Raw genomic sequence first — 24,786 nt, forward strand, 5'->3', positions numbered from 1 at the left:
CGTACGAAACGATCCTATAGATTCGATCCTGCAAATCTCGCGAGAGGTATCTGCCATGTATCGCAACGCTCGTCGGTGGACTTCGCGCTCTTTGGTGGATTCGCTGATTCCCCGGTGGTTGGCGGCCGGCGAAAAAGGAAGGCCGCGCAAGCCCGCCGAAACGCACGCGGATCGTGCTCAACTTGCGACCTCCGCGCAAACTGCCGATGGACAAAAGCATGATGGCGTGCTTGTCGACGATCCCAACGAAATGCCGGCGCTCGCCGAGCACGACGGGGAACATCGGACGGGCGTGATCGCCGAGCCGGACGGTCAGGACAGTATCACCCACCCACTGCCGCCTTTGCTCGAGCCTTTCGCGGTAGATCGCGAGACCGGAGACCGGGAAGGTGACACAGTTGCGTCTCGGTTGTTTGCCCATGGGCCGGGCTTTGCAGGGTTCAACGAGAACGCGAACGGATCTCGATCGCCGCATTATCGCAGCTACCCTGGAATGAGCCTCATCGGCGACGATCCCCTGGCGCCTTATCTGCCGCAGAGCCCTGCGGCGACGGCCTCGGCGCACGATTCTGCCTCGCTGGCCGGCGAGCGTGCGCCCTCGGGCAACGTCGTCATTCTAGAATCGAGCCCGTCAGCGCAGGCGAGCGCTCAGCACGGGGGAGCAAATTCACTGGCGTTCGGCATGCCCTTTGGCGTCTGCGGGTGCGGCTATTTTACGTCCCCGACGCGGATTCTCGATTGGGCGCATGGCGGCGCGATGCTCCAACAGGACGGCCAACTGCAGGGGACCAGGCTAACCGAAGGGCCGGACTTTGTGTCGACGGCCAAGCGGGCCATTGCCGCCTCGATCAGCGACCCGCTTCTCGATCGAAACCTGTCGCCCCTCTCGGGTTGGCGCGGAACGGCAAGTTGGACGGAAACAACGGCCTTGAACGGATCCTTGCCAGGAGGCGGTGAGACCGGAACGGGCACCAACACGAAGGGGGTCGGCATCCTTTCCGGCTCTGTGACGACGCCACCGACGACGCAGCGGTCGCTGACGACCCAAAACCAGGCAGCCGCGGCGGCTGCGGCCAGCAACGCGATCGTCCTGGAAAATCAGAAGCAGGGTAATCCGGAAAGCGAGTGGGGCATCGTCGGTGCCGGCAGCTCCAACATCGAAGGGTTTGCGACCGATATCAGCGTCGACAACGGCAAGACGATCAGCTTCAAGATCAACACGAATTCCACCAACTACCGGATCGATATCTACAGGCTCGGCTATTATGGCGGCATGGGGGCCCGCAAGGTCGCGACCATGCAGCACACTGGTTTGCAGACCCAGCCTAATCCGTTGCGCAATGCCACGACGGGCACCGTGGACGCGGGAAACTGGGCTGTTTCGGCATCGTGGACCGTACCTGAGGATGCCGTCTCGGGCGTCTATATCGCCAAGCTCGTGCGTCAGGATGGCACCTCCGGCTCAAATCATATCCCGTTCATCGTGCGTGACGACAGCAGCCAAAGCGACATCGTCTTCCAGACCGCCGACCAGACCTGGCAGGCCTACAACGGGTGGGGCGGCGCAAACTTCTATGGCGGTAACGGCCCGGCGACGGGGCAGGGTGCTGGTCGCGCCTATGCGGTCAGCTACAACAGACCGATTGCGACCCGCGGCGGGGTCGGCACTTTTGCCGGTCCGCAGGACTATCTGTTCGGCGCCGAATATGCGGGCATCTACTGGCTGGAGCAGAACGGTTATGACGTTTCCTACATGGCGGGGGTCGACGCCGACCGCTACGGTAGCCTCTTGCTCAATCACAAGACCTATATCGATGCCGGGCACGACGAATACTGGTCCGGACAGCAGCGAACCAATGTCGAGGCCGCACGCGACGCGGGCGTCAACCTGCAGTTCTGGAGCGGCAATGAGGTCTATTGGCGCACCCGCTGGGGCAATGCCTATAGCGCCGACGCGACGCCCTATCGCACGCTGATCTCCTACAAGGAGACATGGTCGCCCAGCGCCAGCATCGACCCTTCCAACGAATGGACAGGCACCTTCCGCGATCCGCGTCTCAGCCCACCAGCGATCGGCGGCGGAAACCCGGAAAACTCACTGACCGGGCAGTTGTTCAAGGTCGACGATGTCGGCAACAATCTTCAGGCGATCAATATTCCCTATGACGACGCCAATCTGCGTTTCTGGCGCAATACGAGCGTCGCCAACCTTCAACCCGGCCAGACGGCGACGCTCACCAAGAACTATCTTGGTTACGAGTGGGACGAAGCGGTCGATAACGGCTTCGATCCAGCCGGCCTCGTGAAGCTGTCATCGACGACGGTTCCGGTCGGCACCTATTTGCTCGATTACGGAAACACGACCGGCAATGGCATCTCGACCCATAATCTGACGCTCTATCGCGCTCCGAGCGGCGCGCTGGTGTTCGGCGCCGGCACCGTCTACTGGACATGGGGCCTGAGCGACAATCACGACCTCCAGGCGACGCCGACGGACCCGCGCGTGCAGCAGGCAATGGTCAATCTGCTCGCCGATATGGGCATTCAGCCGGGAACACTGCAGTCCGGGCTCGTCGCCTCAACCGGTTCCACGGATAATGTTGCGCCGACCTCCGTCATTACCGTGCCCGCCACGGTGGCCGTTGGAACCACCGTCACGATTTCGGGTACCGCGGCTGACACGGGCGGCGGTGTCATCGCCGGTGTCGAGGTTTCGACCGACAACGGGGCGAGCTGGCATCCGGCGACAGGCGATGAGAACTGGACTTATAGTTGGTCGCCACAAGTTGCAGGCAGCTATACGATCCGGTCGCGGGCCGTCGACGACAGCATCAATCTCGAAACGCCTTCGGCGGGACGCACGGTCACCGTCAGCGCGCCGAATTACACGTCGCTCTTCGGTTCGGCGACGCCGGCGGTCGTTAACACCAACGATAGCTCAGCCGTCGAACTCGGCGTCAAATTCCAGACCTCCGTGGCAGGCACCGTCACCGGCATCCGCTTCTACAAGGGCGATCAAGATACCGGCACGCATACCGGTTCATTATGGTCGAGCACCGGTACGCGGCTTGCGACCCTCACCTTCACGAACGAGACGACCAGCGGCTGGCAGACTGCCTATTTTACCAGTCCGGTGTCATTGACGGCCGGACAAACCTACACTGCATCCTACCACACGAATAGCGGCCGTTATTCGACGACCACTAACTACTTCACCTCAAATGTGACCAGCGGTCCGCTGACGGCGCCGGCCAGCGGTAACGGCGTCTACCGCTATGGCAATAACAGCCTGTTTCCAACCAGCACCTTCCAATCGACAAACTATTGGGTCGATGTGATGTTTACGACGTCGGCCTCGAATACGCCGCCGACGGCAGTTGCCGATGCGGGTGATGCGACCGAGAAGGGCGGGGTGGCCAATGGTTCGGGCGGCGTGGTTGCCAGCGGCAATGTGCTGACCAACGACACCGATCCGAATGCCGGTGACACCAAGACCGTCACGGCGGTCGTCTTCGGTGCGACGTCGGGCACGCTCGGCTCGGCGCTGAACGGCACTTACGGCAGTCTCGTGCTGAATGCATCGGGCGCTTACAGCTATACGATCAACGAGAACAATGCCGCCGTCCAGGCGCTGCGGCAGTCGACCAACACGCTGAGCGATGTCTTCAGCTATACGATGCGCGACAGCGCCGGCGCCACGGCCACGGCAAACCTGACCATCACCATCCATGGCGCCAATGATGCGCCGGTGCTGGCCGTGCAGACGGCGGCCCAGAATGCCACGGTCGGCTCCGCCTTCTCCTTCACCCTGCCGACGACGACCTTCACCGATGTCGACAGCGGCGAGACGCTGGCCTATTCGGCAACCGCCGCCGATGGTACGGCACTGCCGTCATGGCTGAGCTTCAACGCCTCGACGCGGACCTTCTCCGGCACGCCGACGACGTCAGGCACCTATGGCGTCAGGGTGACGGCGACCGATCTCGGCGGCCTTGCCGCTAACGAGACCTTCAACATCGCCGTGTCAACGCAAGGCAACACGCCGCCGACGGCGGTTGCCGATGCAGGTGATGCGACCGAGAAGGGCGGGGTGGCCAATGGTTCGGGCGGCGCGGTTGCCAGCGGCAATGTGCTGACCAACGACACCGATCCGAATGCCGGTGACACCAAGACCGTCACGGCGGTCGTCTTCGGTGCGACGTCGGGCACGCTCGGCTCGGCGCTGAACGGCACTTACGGCAGTCTCGTGCTGAATGCATCGGGCGCTTACAGCTATACGATCAACGAGAACAATGCCGCCGTCCAGGCGCTGCGGCAGTCGACCAACACGCTGAGCGATGTCTTCAGCTATACGATGCGCGACAGTGGCGGCGCCACGGCCACGGCAAACCTGACCATCACCATCCATGGCGCCAATGATGCGCCGGTGCTGGCGGTGCAGACAGCGACCCAGAATGCCACGGTCGGCTCCGCCTTCTCCTTCACCCTGCCGACGACGACCTTCACCGATGTCGACAGCGGCGAGACGCTGACCTATTCGGCAACCGCCGCCGACGGCACGGCACTGCCGTCATGGCTGAGCTTCAACGCCTCGACACGCACCTTCTCCGGCACGCCGACGACATCAGGCACCTATGGCGTCAGGGTGACGGCGACCGATCTCGGCGGCCTTGCCGCCAACGAGACCTTCAACATTGCCGCATCGGCGGCGGCGACGACCTACAGCCTGTTCTCCGCCTCCAGCACGCCGGCCCAGACCAACCTCAACGATGGTCAGCAGCTCGAGCTCGGCGTCAAGTTCACGTCGAACGTTGCCGGGGATGTCACAGGCATCAGGTTCTATCGCAGCGCCAACGACAACGGTCAGAACGTCGTCGACCTCTGGACCTCCACAGGCACCAAACTTGCAACCGCCAACTTCACCAACACCACAGCAAGCGGCTGGCAGACGGTGAACTTCGCAACACCGGTCACAATCACCGCCAACACGACCTATGTCGCCTCCTATCACACGACAGGCGCATACGTCGCGACCAACAATTTCTTTACGACTGCCGTCACCAATGGTCCGCTGACGGCGCCGTCAAGTGCGGTCGCTGGCGGCAACGGCGTCTACCGCTACGGCGGATCCGCCACCGCTGGCATTTTCCCAAATGCCACTTTCGGTGCTTCCAACTATTGGGCCGATGTGGTCTTCCGCCCCTCGACTGCGAACAATACGCCGCCGACGGCAGTTGCCGATGCGGGTGATGCGACCGAGAAGGGCGGGGTGGCCAATGGTTCGGGCGGCGTGGTTGCCAGCGGCAATGTGCTGACCAACGACACCGATCCGAATGCCGGTGACACCAAGACCGTCACGGCGGTCGTCTTCGGTGCGACGTCGGGCACGCTCGGCTCGGCGCTGAACGGCACTTACGGCAGTCTCGTGCTGAATGCATCGGGCGCTTACAGCTATACGATCAACGAGAACAATGCCGCCGTCCAGGCGCTGCGGCAGTCGACCAACACGCTGAGCGATGTCTTCAGCTATACGATGCGCGACAGCGCCGGCGCCACGGCCACGGCAAACCTGACCATCACCATCCATGGCGCCAATGATGCGCCGGTGCTGGCCGTGCAGACGGCGGCCCAGAATGCCACGGTCGGCTCCGCCTTCTCCTTCACCCTGCCGACGACGACCTTCACCGATGTCGACAGCGGCGAGACGCTGGCCTATTCGGCAACCGCCGCCGATGGTACGGCACTGCCGTCATGGCTGAGCTTCAACGCCTCGACGCGGACCTTCTCCGGCACGCCGACGACGTCAGGCACCTATGGCGTCAGGGTGACGGCGACCGATCTCGGCGGCCTTGCCGCTAACGAGACCTTCAACATCGCCGTGTCAACGCAAGGCAACACGCCGCCGACGGCGGTTGCCGATGCAGGTGATGCGACCGAGAAGGGCGGGGTGGCCAATGGTTCGGGCGGCGCGGTTGCCAGCGGCAATGTGCTGACCAACGACACCGATCCGAATGCCGGTGACACCAAGACCGTCACGGCGGTCGTCTTCGGTGCGACGTCGGGCACGCTCGGCTCGGCGCTGAACGGCACTTACGGCAGTCTCGTGCGAATGCATCGGGCGCTTACAGCTATACGATCAACGAGAACAATGCCGCCGTCCAGGCGCTGCGGCAGTCGACCAACACGCTGAGCGATGTCTTCAGCTATACGATGCGCGACAGTGGCGGCGCCACGGCCACGGCAAACCTGACCATCACCATCCATGGCGCCAATGATGCGCCGGTGCTGGCGGTGCAGACAGCGACCCAGAATGCCACGGTCGGCTCCGCCTTCTCCTTCACCCTGCCGACGACGACCTTCACCGATGTCGACAGCGGCGAGACGCTGACCTATTCGGCAACCGCCGCCGACGGCACGGCACTGCCGTCATGGCTGAGCTTCAACGCCTCGACACGCACCTTCTCCGGCACGCCGACGACATCAGGCACCTATGGCGTCAGGGTGACGGCGACCGATCTCGGCGGCCTTGCCGCCAACGAGACCTTCAACATTGCCGCATCGGCGGCGGCGACGACCTACAGCCTGTTCTCCGCCTCCAGCACGCCGGCCCAGACCAACCTCAACGATGGTCAGCAGCTCGAGCTCGGCGTCAAGTTCACGTCGAACGTTGCCGGGGATGTCACAGGCATCAGGTTCTATCGCAGCGCCAACGACAACGGTCAGAACGTCGTCGACCTCTGGACCTCCACAGGCACCAAACTTGCAACCGCCAACTTCACCAACACCACAGCAAGCGGCTGGCAGACGGTGAACTTCGCAACACCGGTCACAATCACCGCCAACACGACCTATGTCGCCTCCTATCACACGACAGGCGCATACGTCGCGACCAACAATTTCTTTACGACTGCCGTCACCAATGGTCCGCTGACGGCGCCGTCAAGTGCGGTCGCTGGCGGCAACGGCGTCTACGCTTATGGCGGGTCGGCGACCACGGGGCTCTTCCCGAATGCTACCTTCAATTCAGCGAACTACTATGCCGATGTGATCTTCCGCCCGCAGCTTGCCGCATGACGCATCGGGAAGAGGAGTATGAACGGAATCGATGAGGCTGATAGGACGCAAATGCCGACCGCTCCGCCTACCCACGTTCACGGCGTGCCGATGAACAGGATCGAACGGCTCCCGGTAACCGTGCTGGCCGGCTTCCTCGGCGCCGGCAAGACGACGCTGCTCAGCCACGTGCTGAATAACCGCCAGGGCCTGCGGGTCGCGGTCATCGTCAATGATATGAGCGAAGTGAACATAGACGCCAGTCTCATTCGCGACGGCGGCTGCAACCTGTCGCACACGACGGAGACATTGATTGAGCTCAGCAATGGCTGCATCTGCTGTACCTTGCGCAACGATCTTCTGACGGAAGTGCGGCGGCTGGCCGAAGAGGGGCGATACGACTATCTGTTGATCGAAGGAACGGGCATTGCCGAGCCGCGCCCTATCGCGGCAACTTTTTCCTTCCGCGACGAGAACGGCGTCTCCCTCTCCGATTTTGCCAGACTCGACACGATGGTCACTGTGGTCGATGCTGCAAACCTGCTAGCCGACTACAGTAGCGCCGATCTGCTTGCCGACCGTGGCCTGCAGCGGGACCCTGAGGATCGGCGCACACTGATCGACCTGCTGGTGGATCAGATCGAGTTTGCCGATGTCGTCGTGATCAACAAGATTTCGGACGCGACAGAAGAGACCCGCTCGGAAGTCCGCAAGACGGTGGCTGCACTCAACCCGGATGCTCACCAGATGGAGACGGATTTCGGCAGGATATCTCTCGATACCGTTCTCGATACGGGCCTCTTTGATGAAGCAAAAGCCGCCGCCCATCCCCTGTGGCACAAGGAATTGTACAGTCCACAGGAGCATATTCCGGAGACGGAGGAATACGGCGTATCAAGTTTTGTCTATCGCACAAGGCGTCCCTTCGACCCGATGCGGTTTCGGGCATTCCTCGACGAGCCTTGGCCCGGAGTGTTGCGCGCCAAGGGCCATTTCTGGCTCGCCACGCGCCCACGTCATGTGGGTCTGATGTCGGCTGCCGGGATCCAGCGGCGCTGCGAGCCAATGGGACTCTGGTGGGCAGCCGTGCCCCGGCAGGACTGGCCGGACCATCAGCAGTTTCATCGGCACCTGCAGAGCCGATGGGACAAGGCTTGGGGCGATCGCCGGCAGGAACTGGTCTTCATCGGCGTCGACATGGACGAGACGGGTGTGCGGACCGCACTTGACGGATGCCTCGCCAGCGCCGATCCGCGCGACTGGGCGACTCTCGAAGATCCGTTTCCGGCCTGGTAGCGCGGGCGGTGTAGTACAACTCGCGCGTTAACCGGCTCGACCAGCCGGAAAGCGGTTAGGATCATCATATCGACGTATGGGGGTACCACCCATCTACCCCGGATTGCTGTCGTCCGTTCCCTTACGAAAGCTGGCAGGATGCAATCTTGTAGTGTCGATCGACGGAATGGGGACGCCGCTGATGCGGAGAATTCATGTCAGTAATCGTGAGTATCTGAGTACAATTGGTGGAGCGTTGTGTATCGGTCCTGCGCCGCCTGCCTGGAGTGCAACCCTTGGATCCGCGACGGTCGTGTCCTCGACGAGCACAGACGGTTCCGCCAGCTTTGCCAGTCAGGGTAGCGCAACCGTCCAATCCTCCTTCACCGGCACGGTCACATCGTCCCTGATATCGCCAGGCGACATGCAACCCTCCCCGGCATCGTCGACGGCGATACCGGCGCCTGCGCCTGCGGCCGATGGCGGCGTTCTGGACACATCCACGAAGACGGCTTCGGCCGCGACGGTCTTCGACACGTCGTCCTCGACATCGCAGCGCACCGTGCTTGGCCCGGATCAGTACGAGGAGGCTGCGACGCTGCCCGCTGCTCCTGTGCTGACCGGTGTTGGCAGCGGTACCGATACCGGCAGCGGTGAAACGGTGGCGCCCGCTCCTTCGTCCAACAGTGTCGCCACGGCTTCGCTGCGCCTCCAGGCCTCGGTTGCATCCATCTCACTCGAGCCGAGCCAGGACTCTTTTGCTGAGACGACAGCGGCCCCGACAGCATTGTCGGGACCGGTGACGGTGCCTTTGCCAGTGGCGACGCCCAACAAGATCGCGCTCGAAAACCTGAAGCAGGGCAACCCCATCAGCGAATGGGGCCTGGAGGGCGATGGCAAGGGCACCATCCAGGGTTTTGCCACCGAAATCAGCACGAATATCGGCCAGACGGTCGATTTCAAGATCGCCACCGACTCCACGCACTACCGCATCGACATCTACCGCATGGGCTATTATGGCGGGCTCGGTGCACGCAAGGTCGACTCGATCGAGCAATCGCTGACCACGGCGCAGATCCAGCCGCATCCGATAGTCGACATGTCGCTCGGTCTTATCGATTGCGGCAACTGGTCGGTTTCGGCCAGCTGGCAGATCCCCGACGATGCGGTATCCGGTGTCTATTTCGCCAAGCTGGTGCGTGAGGACGGCACCGAGGATGCCAGCATCATCCCCTTCGTCGTTCGCGACGATGCGTCCACCAGCAATATCGTCTTCCAAACCTCGGATACGACATGGCAGGCCTATAATGCCTGGGGCGGCGCCAGCCTCTATTATGGCCAAGTGCCCGTCGATCCCGCCAACATGATCGGCTACCTGCCGCCGAACTGCAGCTGCGGCCTGACCGCGATCGGCCGCGCCTCGGCGGTCAGTTATAACCGCCCGATCATCACCAATACCAGCCCGATCGGCGGCTCGCATGATTATATCTTCGGCGTTGAATCATCCGCCATCTCGTGGTTGGAGCAGAATGGCTACGACGTGTCCTATATCTCGGGCGTCGACGCCACGCGCAACGGCGCGCTGCTGCTCAACCACGATGCCTATTTGTCCGTCGGGCACGACGAATACTGGTCAGCCGAACAGCGCGCCAACGTCGAAGCGGCACGCGACGCCGGCGTCAACCTCGCTTTCTGGAGCGGCAACGAATGCTACTGGAAAGTCCGCTGGGAAAGCAGCATCGACGGCAGCGGCCAGGCTTACCGCACGATGGTCTGTTATAAGGAGACCTGGGGCACGAGTACGGATCCGAGCAATGTCGGCACCGGCACCTGGCGCGATCCGCGTTATGCCGATCCGGGCCAGGAGCCGGAGAATTCGCTGACCGGCACGATGTTCCAGGTGGACAGCTACCGCCAGGATACGATCTCCATCCCCTACGACTACTCGAACCTGCGCTTCTGGCGCAACACCGACGTTTCCGAGCTTCAGGAGGGCGGGACCTATAATCTGGTGCAGAACCTGCTCGGCTACGAATGGGATTCCGATGTCGAGAACGGCTTCCGGCCGGATGGGCTTATCAATCTGTCGCTCTCCTCGGTTTCGGTGAGCACCTACCTGCGCGACTATGGCACGTCGATCGGTTCGGCCGTCGCCACCCACAGCCTCACCATGTATCGGGCCGAGAGCGGTGCGCTCGTCTTCGGCGCCGGCACGGTCTTCTGGTCCTGGGGTCTCAGCGACAACCATCAGGGCCCGACAACGCCGACCGACCGCAACGTGCAGCAGGCGATGGTCAATATGTTCGCGGACATGGGCATCCAGCCGACGACGCTTGATGCGAGCTTGATCCTCGCGACGAAATCGACCGACACGCTGAAGCCCACCTCGTCGGTCACGTCGCCGATCGTCGGCGCAAGCTTCCTCGAAGGCCAGCGTGTGACGATTACGGGCACGGCGCAGGATTTCGGCGGCGGCATCATTGCCGGCGTCGAAGTCTCTACCGATGGCGGCCAGCATTGGTTCAAGGCCACCGGCCGCGAGAGCTGGAGCTATAACTGGGTCGTGCAGGCGAGCGGCAGCTATACGATCATGTCGCGCGCCGTCGACGACAGCGTCAATATGGAGGCGCCGTCGGTCGGCAAGCAGGTGACCGTCACCCTGCCGGCAACGCAGGGCCTTTGGACGCTGGCGGACAAGCCCGCTGTCGAAACGGCGATCGATCGCGATTCCATCGAGCTCGGCCTGCGCTTCCAGGCGACGACGGCGGGCTCGGTGCAGGGCATCCGCTTCTACAAGGGCTTCTACAATACCGGCGACCATGTCGTCAGCCTCTGGACCGCCGATGGGACGCTGCTGGCGACCGGAGTATCGACAGGTGAATCGCTCTCCGGCTGGCAGACGGTGATGTTCTCCAGCCCGATCCAGATCGCAGCTGGCACGACCTATGTGGCATCCTATCACAGCAATGGATTCTACTCCCTCACCGGAAATTATTTCAGCGATCCCTATGGCAGCGGTGCGCTGAAGGCCGTCGATGGCGGTGGCGTCTTCGCCTACGGCACCACTGCCGGCACGTTCCCCGGCCAAAGCCCCGGCACCGGCACCAATTACTGGGTTGACGTGGTCTTTGATGCCGGCCCGAACAGCGCGCCGGTCGCGATCGATGATACCGGGCTAGTCATCACCAGCAACAATACCGTCGTCATCTCGATCGCATCGCTTGTTGGAAACGATACGGATCCCAATGCCGACGCGCTGGCGATTTCGGCCGTTGGCAACGCCGTCAACGGTACGGTGACGCTCAACAAGCAGAACCGCACCGTCATCTTCACGCCGACCAACAATTATTCGGGGCCGGCAAGCTTCACCTATACGCTGTCCGACGGGCGCGGCGGCACGGATCAAGGCAGCGTCAGCCTAACCGTGAACCCAGCCCCTGCTGGAGAAACGCTGTTTACATCAAGCGAAGGGCCGACGGGAGCACGCTTCAACGACGGCCAGCCGATGGAACTCGGCATGAAGTTCGTCGCTTCCTCCAGCGGATTGATTACCGGCATCCGCTACTACAGGGCGGTCGGCGATACCGGAGCCCATACCGGCTCTCTGTGGACGGCCGACGGAACGCGGATCGCGACCGTCACCTTCGCCGACAGCGGATCGGTGAGCGGTTGGCAGACCGCGACATTCGCCAACGCAGTGCATATATCTGCCGGCACGACCTATGTCGCCTCCTACAGCACGACAGGCTCCTACGTGGCCACGGCGAACTATTTCACGTCAGCCCATACCAATGGCTCGCTGACGGCGCTTGCCGGCAGCAATGGCGTCTACACGGTTGGGAGCTCGGCATTCCCGACCTCCAGCTACCAGTCTTCGAATTACTGGGTGGATGTGGTCTACAACCAGTCGACGGGCAATACGGCGCCGGTCGCCGCCAACGACAATGGCTACACGACCTACTCCGACACGTCGCTGTCGATTGCTGCAGCGAGCCTGCTAGCAAACGACACCGATGGCGATGGGGACTCGCTCAGCATCACCGGCGTCAATGGTGCGGTCCACGGAACGGTGAGCTTCAACAGCCAGACCAAGACCGTCATTTTCACGCCGACGGCGGGTTATACGGGCGCGGCGAGCTTCTCCTATACTGTTTCAGACGGGTTTGGTGGCACGGCGTCGGCCACGGTCAGCCTCACTGTCAACGCGCCGCCGGCCGGGGGCGCGACGTCGAGCCTGTTCACCGGCGCCGACACGTCGGGAATTGCTGCCGCCAACGACGCCACCTCGGTCGAACTCGGCGTCAAGTTCATCGCTTCCGCCAACGGCCAGATTACCGGGCTCACTTATTACAGGAGCGCCCAGGATACCGGCACGCATGTGGGCTCGCTGTGGACGGCGAGCGGCCAGCTGCTGGCCCAGGCGACCTTCATCAATGAAACGGCGAGCGGCTGGCAGACGGTTTCCTTCGCCCAGCCGATCAATGTTTCGGCCGGCACCACGTATGTGGCGAGCTACCATTCGAACGGCTTCTATTCGGCAACGGCGAACTACTTCACGACGGATTATACGAGCGGCGCGCTGACGGCGCCGGCAAGTTCGCTCAGCGGCGGCAACGGCGTCTACGCCTATGGCACGGGCAGCCTGTTCCCATCCGCCTCCTACAATGCCACGAATTACTGGGTGGACGTTCTCTATCGGCAGGGCAGCGGGCAGAATATGGTTCCGGTCGCTGCCAACGACAGCGGCTTCTCGACCAACACAGGCACGCCGATCACCATCCAGGCCTCGGCGCTCATTTCAAACGATACCGATGGCGATGGCGATCCGCTCACGATCACCGGCGTCAGCGGCGCGGTCAACGGCTCGGTCGCCTGGAATGCCCAGGCCCAGACGGTGACCTTCACGCCGACGGCAGGCTATTCGGGACCGGCGAGCTTCAGCTACGCGATCTCGGACGGCAAGGGCGGCACGGCCTCGGCACAGGTGGCGCTCACCATCAGCAACGGGGCCGCGGGTCCGGAACAGAACCTCTTTGCCGCCAACGCGACGCCCTCGGTCGTCTCGGTCAACGACAACCAGCAGGTCAATCTCGGCATGGAGTTCCAGGCCGATGCCGCCGGCTGGATCACCGCCATCCGCTTCTACAAGGGCGCCGACAATACCGGCCCGCACAACGGCTATCTGTGGACCGCATCCGGCACCTTGCTCGGCAGCGTCACCTTCAACAACGAGACGGCAAGCGGCTGGCAGACCGCGCAACTCAGCCAGCAGATCGCCATCCAGGCAGATACGACCTACGTCGTCTCCTACTCGAGCAACGGCAATTATTCGGCGACCGGCAATTACTTCGGCAGCGATGTGACGAATGGGGACCTGAAGGCGCCTGCCGGCAATAACGGCGTCTATGCCTATGGATCGGGCGGGCTGTTCCCGACCGCCAGCTATAACAGCACCAACTACTACGTGGACGTGGCATTCAAACCGCAGCTCGCGGCCTGACGCCCCACGCGGAAGCAAGACCAAGCATGCCGTGAAGTGTGAGAGTATCGATGATGCGTACAGATATCAGATTGCCGGTTACGGTTCTCGCCGGGTTTCTCGGCGCCGGGAAGACGACTGTCCTCAATCATGTCCTGAGTAATCGGGAGGGTCGCCGGGTTGCTGTCATCGTCAATGATATGAGCGAGGTCAACATCGATGCGGATCTTGTGCGCGAGGGCGGGGCAGATCTATCGCGTACCGACGAGACGCTGGTAGAGCTCACCAACGGATGCATCTGCTGCACGCTGCGCGACGATCTCCTGAGCGAGGTGCGGCGATTGGCAGCCGCCGGCCGTTTCGACTATCTGTTGATCGAGGGCACCGGCATTGCCGAGCCGTTGCCGGTCGCAGCCACGTTCTCCTTCCGCGACGAAAGCGGGGCAGCCCTTTGCGACGTCGCCCGACTCGACACGATGGTCTGCGTCGTCGATGCGGTCAACCTGCTTGCCGATTACCAGAGTGCCGAATTCCTTGCCGATCGCGGCGAAAGGCGTGACGGGGACGATGAGCGCAAGCTCGTGGAACTGCTCGTCGAACAGATCGAATTTTCCGACGTCGTCATCATCAACAAGGCAGGCGACGTGCCGTGTGCCGATCTTGCCGAGGTTCGCCGGGTCGTCGCGGCGCTTAATCCGGATGCCCAGGTCGTCGAAGCAGTTTTCGGCCAGGTGCCACTGAGCACAATTCTGGACACCGGTCTCTTCAGCGAGGCGAAGGCTGCCCGCAATCCGCTCTGGCACAAGGAACTCTTCGGCTGGGGTGACCATGTGCCGGAGACCGAGGAATATGGCATCAAAAGCTTCGTCTATCGCAGCCGCCGGCCATTTGATCCCTCGAGGCTGCAGGATTTCCTCGGCAGGAAATGGCGGGGCCTCATTCGCGCAAAAGGGCATTTCTGGCTCGCGACAAGGCCTGACGAGATCGGTCTGCTGTCGATTGCTGGCACCCAGTGCCGCATCGATACCAGGGGTTTCTGGTGGGCCTCCGTTCCAAAGGTGCAGTGGCCACGCTTTCCGCAGTTCCGTCAGCTCATCGACCGGCATTGGGACGAGGTCTGGGGCGACCGCCGCCAGGAACTCGTCTTCATCGGCGCCGGCTTCGACGAAGGAGCAATCAGGGCGGCACTCGATGACTGCCTGACCGGTGAGGAGACAGGCTTCGATCCGCAGATCGCTATCGGTCTCCGGGATCCGTTTCCAGCGTGGCCGCACGGGCATATGCATGCACATTCAAACAGTTAGAGCGTCCTCATGGACGTACGGCGCCCTAAGGTGAAGACGTTTTGATTATCAACCAGAGGAGAGAACAATGAGCAACGAACTTTACGCAGATGGCATCGGCGAAATCACCATTACCGGCACGATCGTGCGCATCGACCTGATGTCGCTTTCGGCCACCGATCGTGATGCCAACAACAACCCGAAGCCGGTCTTCCGCCAGCGCATCATCATGCCTGTCGATGCCTTCGCCAATGCGGTCGATCTCATGCAGAAGGCGCTCGGCGGGTTGGTCGAAGCGGGTGCGGTGCGTCGCGTTGGCGATATGTCAGCTGCGGCAGCTGCCGATATTCAATCGGGGCCGGCCGGCGCTTCGAACGCTTCGCCGAACTTCAACTGACAAAACAGATATCGCCTCGGTTTCGTATTGGGTTTCGGGTGGGCCATGAGTGGTTTTCTGCATACCAACCTGCATTGTCTGGCGCTCGTCGCGCGACATCACGGCGTTGATCTTGCTCCTGAGCGCTTGCAGCACGATTATGCCGTCGGCAACGATCCCGTTGCCGTGCGGCAGCTGCTGCGCATGGCCAAGGATGCCGGCCTCAGAGCCCGGCATCTGACGCTCGACTGGCGATCGCTGTTTCAGCTCGGCGAGGCCTTTCCAGTGCTCGCGGAACTGACGAACGGCAATTGGGTGGTTATCGCCGACGCTGTCGGAAGCGGCGAGGAGGAGAGAATTCGCGTTCTCGACCCGCTCGCCTCACGCGCCGAAGCGATGATGCTCAGTGAAGAGCAGTTCGCCAAGGCCTGGCTCGGATCGGTGGTTCTGCTGAAGCGCAATTATCGCATGTCCGATGAGGACCGGCCTTTCGGTTTCCGCTGGTTCGTCCCCGAAATCATCAGGCAGCGCAGCTTCTTCCGTGATGTCGCGCTGGCAGCCTTCGTCCTTTACGGCCTCGGACTGACCACCCCGATGTTCTTTCAGCTCGTGATCGACAAAGTGCTCGTCCATCAGAGCTATGCAACACTGACGGTTCTAACTGTCGGTATCGGCGTGGCTCTCATCTTCGATGCGACTTTCAGCTTCCTGCGCCGCTATTTGCTGCTCTACGCCACCAACAGGATCGACATCCGGGTGGCGACCCGCACCTTCGGCCATCTGCTCAATCTGCCGATCGCGCTCTTCGAGCAGGCTTCGGCCGGCGTTCTCGTCAAGCATATGCAGCAGACGGGGCGTATCCGCGAATTCCTGACTGGCCGGCTGTTCCTGACGCTTCTCGATGGCGTGTCCCTCTTCGTCTTCGTGCCGATCCTGCTTCTCTACAGCGTCAAGCTGACACTCGTGGTCCTGGGCTTCGCAGCGCTTGTCGGCCTGGTGGTGATGCTGCTGGTCGGGCCGTTCCAGCGCCGCCTGCAGGCGCTCTACCAGGCGGAAGGCGACCGGCAGGCCCTGCTGGTGGAAACAGTGCACGGCATGCGCACCGTCAAATCGCTGGCGCTGGAACCGCGCCAGCGCAAGGTGTGGGACGATTATTCGGCCCAGTCGATCTCGGTGCGCTTCCGGGTCGAGAAGATTTCGACCATCGCCCAATCGATGACCGGCCTTCTGGAAAAGCTGATGAGCGTGGCGATCATCGGCCTCGGCGCGCTCGATGTCTTCAACGGCGCGATGACGATCGGCGCGCTTGTCGCCTTCAACATGCTCGCCGGCCGCGTCTCCGGCCCGCTGGTGCAGATCGTCACCATGGTACATGAATATCAGGAAGTGGCGCTGTCCGTGCGCATGCTCGGCGAGATCATGAACCAGCGGCCGGAGCAGGCGGGCCGGGGGCGGGGTGTTCGCCCGCGTCTGCAGGGCCGCATCGAGTTCGACCGGGTCACCTTCCGCTACGCTGCCGACAGCGCGCCGGCGCTCGATAATGTCTCCTTCGCCATTCCGGCGGGCTCGGTGTTCGGCGTGGTCGGCAAGAGCGGTTCGGGCAAGACGACGATCACCCGGCTCATCCAGGGGCTCTATCAGAGCCAGGAAGGGCTGGTGCGCATGGATGGTTATGACAGCCGCGAGATCGACCTGGTGCACCTTCGAACCAGCATCGGCGTCGTGCTGCAGGACAATTTCCTGTTCCGCGGCTCGGTCCGCGACAATATCGCCGCCGCCAAACCCGATGCCAGCATCGAGGAGATCATGGAAGTCGCCCGCATCGCCGGCGCCGAGGAGTTCATCGAGCGCCTGCCGCGCGGCTTCGACACGCTGCTGGAGGAAAACGCCGCCAACCTGTCTGGCGGCCAGAAACAGCGGTTGGCGATTGCCCGCGCGCTGATCACCGATCCGAAGCTGTTGATATTCGATGAGGCGACGAGCGCGCTCGACCCTGACAGCGAGGCGATCATCCGCGACAATCTCAGCCGCATCGCCGCCGGCCGCACCGTCATCATCGTCTCGCACCGGCTTTCGACGCTCGTCAATGCCGATGCTATTCTCGTCGTCGAGCGTGGCAAGGTCGCCGATATCGGCCGGCACGATCAGCTTGTGTCGCGCTGCATGACCTATCGCCACCTTTGGTCCCAGCAGATGAGGCAGGTCGCATGAGCTCGCACGCGAGAAAACCCAACGAGAACCTGCCCGCCCCATTGGATGAAGGCCGCTCGGACGAGAAACCCTCAGGCAAGGGGAGGGAGCTCATCGCTCGCCCGCCGCTGCCGCCCGCAATTGCAGAATTCCAGTCCGATGCCGTCGAGCTCGAGGAACGGGCGCCGCCGCGGGTTGCCCGTATGACGCTCTACTGCGTGACGGCGCTGATTGCTTCGGCGATCATCTGGGCTTCGGTCTCGTCGGTCGACGAGGTGGTGATCGCCCCCGGCAAGCTCGTCACCACCCAGCCGACCATCGTCGTCCAGCCGCTCGAAACCTCGATCATCCGCACGATCGAGGTCAAGGCCGGGGAGGTGGTGCATGCCGGCCAGACCCTGGCGACGCTCGACGCCACCTTCAGCCAGGCCGATGTCGGGCAGCTGAGGGCGAAGCTTGCCGCTCTTGACGCCCAGGTGAAGCGGCTGGAGGCCGAGCTTACCGGCAAGGACTATTCGGAGATCGCCGGCAACACGCCGGATGAGCAACTGCAGCTGCAGCTGTTCGGCCAGCGGCGCGCCTTCTACATGGCGCAACTGCAGAATTTCGAGCAGCAGATCGCCGGCCAGTCTTCCGTTCTAAAGGCAAACCGCAATCAGGAGGCCGTGCTGAACGACCGGCGCGACAACCTTTCGCAAATCGAGGCGACGCGAAAGAAGCTCTATGACACTGAAAGCGGCTCGCTGCTTACCATGCTCGGCTCGCGCGACGCACGTCTCGATGTCGAGGCTGATATCACCGCCGTGCGCGGCAAGGCCGACGAGGCGGCTCACACCTATGCCAAGCTGCTCGCCGACCGCCAGGCTTTCATCGAGGATTTCCGCCGCGCCGCGATGGAGCAGCTGGTGGAGCTGCGCAGCCAGCGCGACATGGCGGGCGAAGAGCTGAAGAAACTGGAGCTGCGCCGCAACATGGTGGCGCTGACGGCACCGGCCGATGCCGTCGTGCTCGATCTGGCGCAACGTTCGGTCGGTTCGGTGGTGCGCGAGGCCGAACCGGTTGTCACGCTGGTGCCGATCAACGTGCCGCTCGAAGCGGAAGTGTCGATCAATACGCGCGATATCGGCCGGGTGGCCGTCGGCAAGGAAGCGCGTATCAAGCTCGATGCCTATCCCTTCCAGAAATATGGCACCGCCTCGGGTGAAGTGAGAACCATCAGCCAGGACACTTTTCTAACCGGCCAGCAAGAGCAGACAGCCACCCCCAGCCAGCCGGCCGCCCCCTTCTTCAAGGCGCGGATCTTGCTTGCCGATACCCGGTTGAATGCTGCGGATGTGCCGGTGCGACTGCTTCCGGGGATGACCGTGTCGACGGAAATCAAGGTCGGCAACCGCACGGTGATCTCCTATTTCCTGTATCCGTTGCTGCGCGGACTCGATAACGCAATACGTGAACCGTAGGCTGACGGATCGGTTGGGTGAAACCCAGTTCCGAGTGAGCTTTGAGGCAGATGTCGCGTCTGTTCGCCTGCATTTTAGGCCGCCTGCATGTTCGAAGTCGGTCGCCGCTTGACGCTATATTCGCCTAACCTCACACTCGCAGTGTCGGTTGGTCGCAAAGAGAATCGATGTCGATGGGCTTCGAACTCGCACCGGCCCCTATTTTGTTTGTGAGGCCGCGCCATGGATAAGGTGTTATCAGCCGTCGATCCTCCCGGCGGCGGCCCAGGTTCACACTGGAATTTCCCATGGCGGACCGTCCCCCGCTGGCTGCTTTGGCCAGTGCTTTTGATAGGCCTGTTGCTCGTAGCGGGCATCGTCGTTTTTTTCGGCGGAAGCGACCGCCTCGAAGACCCGGCTGCGCGCGTTGAAGATCGAGCTCTCAATAAGGCTGCCCCGTCATCGGAAATTGCCGCCCGCCGTGATGATGAGGCTTCTTCTCCTCTCCGGCCGATGTCGATATCGCCGCAGCTGATCGAGGTCCCGAAGCCCGAGCTGTCAGGTCAGTTTCTGCGGATGTGGCGCGTCTCGGGGTCGAGCATCTGTGGGGCTCTTCGAGAGGCCGGTATTGCGATGAGCGAGTGGAAAGCCGCATCGATGCGCAATCGCAATTATGAATGCTATTTTCAGCGCGTTTATCAACGGGACGAGGCGCGTCCCCTCAGTTCCACCTTCCTCAAGGTTCGTGGAAACGAGGCGGGCGAGATTGTCGAGATCCGCGCCAGGATCATCGGGCCGACGACAGATGCGCAGGGGCGCCTCGCCCCGGCCGTCTTGCGCATGTTCGAGATCATTGTGAAGCAGGCGTGTTGGAGTGATTTCGAGGATAGTCTCACGTCTATCCAGAACCTGCGAAATGTCGAATACGATCGATTCGGCGCCTATCTCAGATTCACGCGCGAAGCGGACGGCGGAAGCAATTTTGATTTTGTCCTCGGTCTTAAGGCGACTTCAGCTTCGCAGGTGAGGACCAAGACGTATTTTTCGCCAGAGCGCTGGCTAACCGGAACCGATCGCCGCAACGTTCCAGGGAAGGTGATCCTCACCGACCGCTCGGGCACCATGTCAGCCAATTGTGCAAGTTGACCGCGTAGCCGGAGGGGCGGCGCGCGGCCCTTTCGCCAATCCTAGTTCTTTAGACTAGGTGAAGCCGACGTAGCCGCGAAATACCTTCGATCTCGCCAGCTGATGAAGGCTGGACGGGGCTAGTCCATGCGGAGGTCGGAACCACCGCAGACGGGGCAGGCTTAGTCTCCGACCAAGCCCAGAAGCGCCGTTCAGTCGTCCGAATAAGGCAGCCTTCGACTATTTACAGTATTGTTGCAAATGCTGTATATAACAGCAAATACAGCAAGCGAGGACGTCATGCCCAGGTCAAGCGGTTCCTATTCTACCAGTGATCTCTCCCGGAAATCCGGAGACATCATCGCCGAGGCGCTTCGTCATCCGGTCACCATCACCCAGCGCAACAAGCCGCGTCTCGTTCTTCTCAACATTGAGGACTATCAGCGGCTGATGAAACAGTCCGACCGCCGATCCGCCGGCACGATCGAAACCATGTCGAATGAACTCTTCGCTGAATTCGAGAACGCCGTCGAGACCTATGCCGGCGAGGATGAGGCAGGTCGGTAGTGAGCTACGACCTGATCCAGACCGCAAGCGTCATACGCTACCCTTACCTGTGGGCGCGGGAGGCCGAGCGTGGAGAGACGGAAGGACGCAAGGAGCGGCCGGTCGCCGTGGGCGTGAGAATGCCGCGGCCGGACGGTGATCTGGTCCTGTTCTTTCCCATCACCACCAAACAGCCGGAGGCATCGCGGTTTGCCGTGGAGGTGCCTGTGATCGAAAAGCGCCGCGCCGGCCTTGATGCCGATCGCCGGCTTTGGATCATCTTCGATGAGTTCAACACCGACACCGTCGGCAATTCATTCTATCTCGAGCCGGAGCCGCCGACAGGCCGCTTCAGCAAGGCCTTCTTTCTGCCGTTGCTGCGCGACTTCATCAGCCGCCGCAGGTCGGCGACGGAAGTCAGCCGATTCCGCTGACCTGCCACGGCGAGAGTACGGCGACGCATTGATCGTCATGAAGTGGATTTGACGAAGCAGTTTGCCTCCGCTGCCGCATCCATATCCTTGCGACGGAAGTAGATCGCCCGTCCGCAGCTGTGGCCCTGCACGATGATGATCTGTTCGTCCGTGGCATCGCTATCAATCCCATCTGCAATCTCCCACGTCAGCAAATGCGGGGAGTGTGACATTCCAACTTTGCAGAAACAGGACATTCTAACTTTGCGGCCACAAGGCGAATCTGGCGTAATCAACATTATGGAACTCGCTGTAATGGGGCCAACGCGAAACGGCTAGGACAGTGCTCGTCGCGCCAAAGCCAACGCCACGGAGATACCAAAACCGAGCCACTCTGGCGGGCATCGAGCGACGCGACGGCCGGTTGGTTGCGCGCATGGTCCTCTCTAATCGCCTTTGATGATGGCTTCGGCAGCCTTCTCAGCAATCATGATCACCGGCGAGTTCGTGTTGCCGGAGACGATCGCAGGCATGATGGAAGCGTCGACGACCCGAAGCTTCGCCACGCCGTGCACGCGCAGCTGCGCATCCACGACCGCCATGGGATCGCTGCCCATCTTGCAGGTGCCGACGGGGTGGAAAATGGTCGTTGCGATGTCACCGGCGCGGCGGATCAGGTCCTCGTCGCTCTCATATTCTTTGCCCGGTAGCATTTCCTTTGGATTGAAGCGGGCTATAGCCCTTGTCCCCATCAGTCTCCGAGCGTGGCGGATGGATTTTGCCGCAAGCAGCCGGTCGCCGGCCGTCGAAAGATAGTTTGGATGGATTTCCGGCGGCTGGCTGGCGTCGCGTGTCGTGACATGTACAGTGCCGCGGCTTTCCGGCCGGAGGCTGCAGACGGAAACCGTGACCGCGGGATAGCGGTGCAACGGTTCGCCGAGCCGGTCCGTGCTGAGCGGCTGGACATGATATTCGAGGTCCGCCGTGGCGACGGCGGGATCGCTTCTGGCGAAGATGCCGAGCTGGCTCGGCGCCATGGAAAGAGGGCCCGACCGGTTGATGGCATATTGAAGGCCCATTCCGGCGCGGCTGAAGAGGTTGTGGTAAAGCTGATTGAGCGTGCGCGCGCCTTCGATCCTGAAGACCGTGCGGATCTGCAGGTGATCCTGGAGATTTTCGCCAACGCCCTTCAGGGGGTGGCGAACCTGAATATCAAGGGCCGAAAGAACCTCCGGCCGGCCGATGCCGGAGAGTTCCAAGACTTTGGGCGAGTTGATGGCACCCGCCGACAACACGACCTCGCGGGCGGCACGGGCGATGCAGGGCCGGCCGCCAAGCCGGAAGCGTACTCCGGAAACCGCCTTGCCGTCGAACTCCAGCCGTTCCGTCTCCGCCCCCGTCAGAACGCGAAGATTCCCACGCTTCATCGCCGGCCGCAGGAAGGCTTTCGTCGTGTTCCAGCGCAGTCCGCCCTTCTGGTTCACTTCGAAATAGCCCGAGCCTTCATTGTCGCCATCGTTGAAATCATCAGTCTTCGGAATGCCGAGTTCTTCCGCCGCATCGCGGAAGGCATCGAGGATCGGCCAGGAAAGGCGCTGTCGCTCGACGCGCCATTCACCACCGGCGCCATGCATGGCGGATTTGCCGCGGTAATTATCTTCCGACTTCAGGAAATAGGGCAGAACATCGTCCCAGCCCCAGCCGGCGTTGCCGGCCTGCCGCCATCCGTCATAATCGGCCGCCTGGCCGCGCATGTAGATCATGCCGTTGATCGACGAACAGCCGCCGAGAAGTTTTCCGCGCGGATAGTTCAGTGCGCGGCCATTGAGGCCGGCCTCGGCGGCCGTCTTCATCATCCAGTCGGTGCGCGGATTGCCCATACAGTAGAGATAGCCGATCGGCACATGGACCCAGTGATAACGGTCCGTGCCTCCGGCCTCGAGCAGCAGCACCCGGGTTTTCGGATCGGCCGAGAGTCTGTTTGCCAGAACACAGCCGGCGGAGCCGGCGCCGACGATGATGAAGTCGTAGCTTCCCTCGTCTACCGGCGTTTCATTGCCTTGCATCGTCACGCAGCAGCTCCCGTCGCCGTAGGTGCGGCTGCCGAAAGCCGCCGCCAGAGCGGAGCCATGGCTTCCGCTATGTCATTGTAGAGCGCGTAGCGCCGGTCGTAATGCCCGGCGAGCGCGGCATTCGGCCGATAGTGCCGGTCGATACGCACCATGGCATCCGCGCCTTCCGTGAAATCGGCAAACAACCCCACTCCGGTTCCCGCCGCAATCGCCGCACCGAGAGCCCCGGTTTCCCTGGAGATGGCGACCGAAACCGGCACGCCGAGCACATCGGCAAAGATCTGCGGCCAGAGGCGACTGCGCGATCCGCCGCCCGACAGCACCGCCTGGTCGAAGGTCGCCCCCGCTCCGCGGAGCGTCTCGACGTGTTGGCGGTGGCCGAAGGCAACACCTTCAAGCAGGGCGCGGATCATGTGTCCCTTGGTGTGCCAGCCGGCAATGCCATAGAAGCCGGCCCGTGCATGGCCGTCCTGCTGGGCGCCGTAGAGATAGGGATGATAGAGCGGATCGTCGGCAGCCGGCTGGATTTCCGCCGCCAGTGCGCAGCAGGCATCGAAGGGCGAGGCGCCCTCCGCGTGCTCGCCGTAAAAGAATTCCCGCACCAGCCATTCGAGATTGGCAGCCGAAGTGGCGCTGTTTTCCATCGCCATGTAGCGCCTGCGATCGAAGGTCGAGGACATGAAGACGGGTCCGCCGAGATCAGGCCCGTCGATGATGACCTGGTTGATGCTCCAGGTGCCGGCGATGATCGAGGCGCTGCCGGTGCGCGAGACGCCCGAGCCGAGGGCCGAGGCGACGACGTCGAAGAGCCCTGCGACCACCGGCGTGCCGGCGGCAAGACCGGTTTCCGCCGCGACCTCTTCCGTCACCCTGCCGGCGATGTCGGCACTTTCGATCAGCCGCGGCAGCAGGTCCATGCAGTCGCCGAGGCCGTAAGCCTCCATCAGCCTGCGGTCATAACGGCGAACGGCGAGATCGAGCAGCCCCGCCCCTGACATATCCGACATCTCGCTGACACGCTCGCCGGTCAGCCGGTTGACGACGAAATCCTTGGAGTAGAACACCGTGCCGATGCGTTGGAAAACCTCAGGGCGATGACGTTTCAGCCAGGCGAGCAGCGTCGGGGTCTGCGATGGCCAGGGCCGTTGGCGGGCGATCGGATAGGTGCGATCGCCGACAGCGTCGGCCGCCCATTCCTCGACGAGCCCGGTCGCCCGCGTATCGAGCGACTGGATGCCGAGGAAGGGTTCGCCATTTCGATCCAGCGCATACAGCCCGTTGCCGTGACCTGCGCAGCCGATTGCGGCGATGTCAGCCGCAGCGATGCCTGATCGGTCGAGGCAGGTGCGGATGACGCGTTTGGCGTTGGCCCAGAGCTCGCCGAGATCGCGCTCGACATGGCCGGGACATGGCATCCGGCTATGCCCCTCCTCTCCCGCATGGGCCACCTCCCGGCCGGCGCGATCGAAGATCACCGCCTTGATGACGGTGTTGCCGGCGTCGAGCCCCAACAAATAGTCTCCCATTCCGATCCC

The 24,786-nt window shown here is 62.4% G+C and carries 12 protein-coding genes and 1 pseudogene; 10 read left to right on the forward strand and 3 right to left on the reverse strand.

Annotation, left to right across the window (positions count from 1 at the left end):
• Window positions 1-55 precede the first annotated feature (55 nt).
• The 10 genes and pseudogenes from N2597_RS24150 to N2597_RS24195 all read left to right on the forward strand — a co-directional run bounded on the left by N2597_RS24150 (window position 56) and on the right by N2597_RS24195 (window position 21,200).
• Window positions 56-7,074, forward strand: a pseudogene (locus N2597_RS24150) (DUF4082 domain-containing protein).
• A 90-nt stretch (window positions 7,075-7,164) separates the two neighbouring features.
• Complete coding sequence (locus N2597_RS24155; RefSeq protein WP_183596242.1) at window positions 7,165-8,349, forward strand: GTP-binding protein; 1,185 nt, start codon at window positions 7,165-7,167, stop codon at window positions 8,347-8,349.
• A gap of 166 nt (window positions 8,350-8,515) precedes the next feature.
• Complete coding sequence (locus N2597_RS24160) at window positions 8,516-13,828, forward strand: DUF4082 domain-containing protein (RefSeq protein WP_225881344.1); 5,313 nt, start codon at window positions 8,516-8,518, stop codon at window positions 13,826-13,828.
• Between the two features lie 50 nt (window positions 13,829-13,878).
• Window positions 13,879-15,111, forward strand: coding sequence for a GTP-binding protein (locus tag N2597_RS24165; RefSeq protein ID WP_040112892.1), 1,233 nt, complete (start codon window positions 13,879-13,881; stop codon window positions 15,109-15,111).
• A gap of 67 nt (window positions 15,112-15,178) precedes the next feature.
• Entirely contained in the window at window positions 15,179-15,487 is a 309-nt protein-coding gene (locus N2597_RS24170; protein ID WP_040112893.1) for a hypothetical protein, read from the forward strand.
• A 45-nt stretch (window positions 15,488-15,532) separates the two neighbouring features.
• Window positions 15,533-17,677 (forward strand): peptidase domain-containing ABC transporter, encoded by a 2,145-nt coding sequence (locus N2597_RS24175; RefSeq protein WP_040112894.1) that lies wholly within the window; start codon window positions 15,533-15,535, stop codon window positions 17,675-17,677.
• Window positions 17,674-19,116: an HlyD family type I secretion periplasmic adaptor subunit gene (locus N2597_RS24180; protein WP_183595854.1), complete on the forward strand. Its 1,443-nt coding sequence runs from the start codon at window positions 17,674-17,676 to the stop codon at window positions 19,114-19,116. Before N2597_RS24175 ends, N2597_RS24180 begins: the two co-directional genes overlap by 4 nt.
• Before the next feature lie 321 nt (window positions 19,117-19,437).
• Window positions 19,438-20,241, forward strand: coding sequence for a DUF6030 family protein (locus N2597_RS24185; protein WP_183596244.1), 804 nt, complete (start codon window positions 19,438-19,440; stop codon window positions 20,239-20,241).
• Between the two features lie 279 nt (window positions 20,242-20,520).
• Window positions 20,521-20,787, forward strand: coding sequence for a type II toxin-antitoxin system prevent-host-death family antitoxin (locus tag N2597_RS24190; protein WP_040142913.1), 267 nt, complete (start codon window positions 20,521-20,523; stop codon window positions 20,785-20,787).
• Window positions 20,787-21,200: a hypothetical protein gene (locus N2597_RS24195; RefSeq protein WP_183595856.1), complete on the forward strand. Its 414-nt coding sequence runs from the start codon at window positions 20,787-20,789 to the stop codon at window positions 21,198-21,200. Before N2597_RS24190 ends, N2597_RS24195 begins: the two co-directional genes overlap by 1 nt.
• 35 nt (window positions 21,201-21,235) lie before the next feature.
• Here the strand turns inward: N2597_RS24195 and N2597_RS24200 are convergent, their stop codons facing one another.
• The 3 genes from N2597_RS24200 to N2597_RS24210 form a co-directional block, all read right to left on the reverse strand.
• A complete protein-coding gene (locus N2597_RS24200) occupies window positions 21,236-21,412 on the reverse strand; it encodes a hypothetical protein (RefSeq protein WP_179363948.1) in 177 nt (58 codons plus the stop codon).
• Window positions 21,413-21,625: 213 nt separating this feature from the next.
• Window positions 21,626-23,245: a GMC family oxidoreductase gene (locus N2597_RS24205; RefSeq protein ID WP_210281740.1), complete on the reverse strand. Its 1,620-nt coding sequence runs from the start codon at window positions 23,243-23,245 to the stop codon at window positions 21,626-21,628.
• A gap of 2 nt (window positions 23,246-23,247) precedes the next feature.
• Window positions 23,248-24,777 carry an FGGY-family carbohydrate kinase gene (locus N2597_RS24210; RefSeq protein WP_183595860.1) on the reverse strand — a complete coding sequence of 510 codons (1,530 nt, stop codon included), beginning with the start codon at window positions 24,775-24,777 and terminating at the stop codon, window positions 23,248-23,250.
• Window positions 24,778-24,786 lie beyond the last annotated feature (9 nt).

Source organism: Rhizobium sophoriradicis (genome assembly GCF_025200795.1).
GTDB lineage: Bacteria > Pseudomonadota > Alphaproteobacteria > Rhizobiales > Rhizobiaceae > Rhizobium > Rhizobium sophoriradicis.

What these genes read in the sequence shown, in the direction of transcription:
- N2597_RS24210 (WP_183595860.1), bottom strand. Translation starts at nt 24,777, where the DNA reads ATGGGAGACTATTTGTTGGGGCTCGACGCCGGCAACACCGTCATCAAG.
- N2597_RS24160 (WP_225881344.1), top strand. Translation starts at nt 8,516, where the DNA reads ATGGGGACGCCGCTGATGCGGAGAATTCATGTCAGTAATCGTGAGTAT.
- N2597_RS24170 (WP_040112893.1), top strand. Translation starts at nt 15,179, where the DNA reads ATGAGCAACGAACTTTACGCAGATGGCATCGGCGAAATCACCATTACC.
- N2597_RS24165 (WP_040112892.1), top strand. Translation starts at nt 13,879, where the DNA reads ATGATGCGTACAGATATCAGATTGCCGGTTACGGTTCTCGCCGGGTTT.
- N2597_RS24200 (WP_179363948.1), bottom strand. Translation starts at nt 21,412, where the DNA reads ATGTCACACTCCCCGCATTTGCTGACGTGGGAGATTGCAGATGGGATT.
- N2597_RS24205 (WP_210281740.1), bottom strand. Translation starts at nt 23,245, where the DNA reads ATGCAAGGCAATGAAACGCCGGTAGACGAGGGAAGCTACGACTTCATC.
- N2597_RS24190 (WP_040142913.1), top strand. Translation starts at nt 20,521, where the DNA reads ATGCCCAGGTCAAGCGGTTCCTATTCTACCAGTGATCTCTCCCGGAAA.
- N2597_RS24175 (WP_040112894.1), top strand. Translation starts at nt 15,533, where the DNA reads ATGAGTGGTTTTCTGCATACCAACCTGCATTGTCTGGCGCTCGTCGCG.
- N2597_RS24155 (WP_183596242.1), top strand. Translation starts at nt 7,165, where the DNA reads ATGAACAGGATCGAACGGCTCCCGGTAACCGTGCTGGCCGGCTTCCTC.
- N2597_RS24180 (WP_183595854.1), top strand. Translation starts at nt 17,674, where the DNA reads ATGAGCTCGCACGCGAGAAAACCCAACGAGAACCTGCCCGCCCCATTG.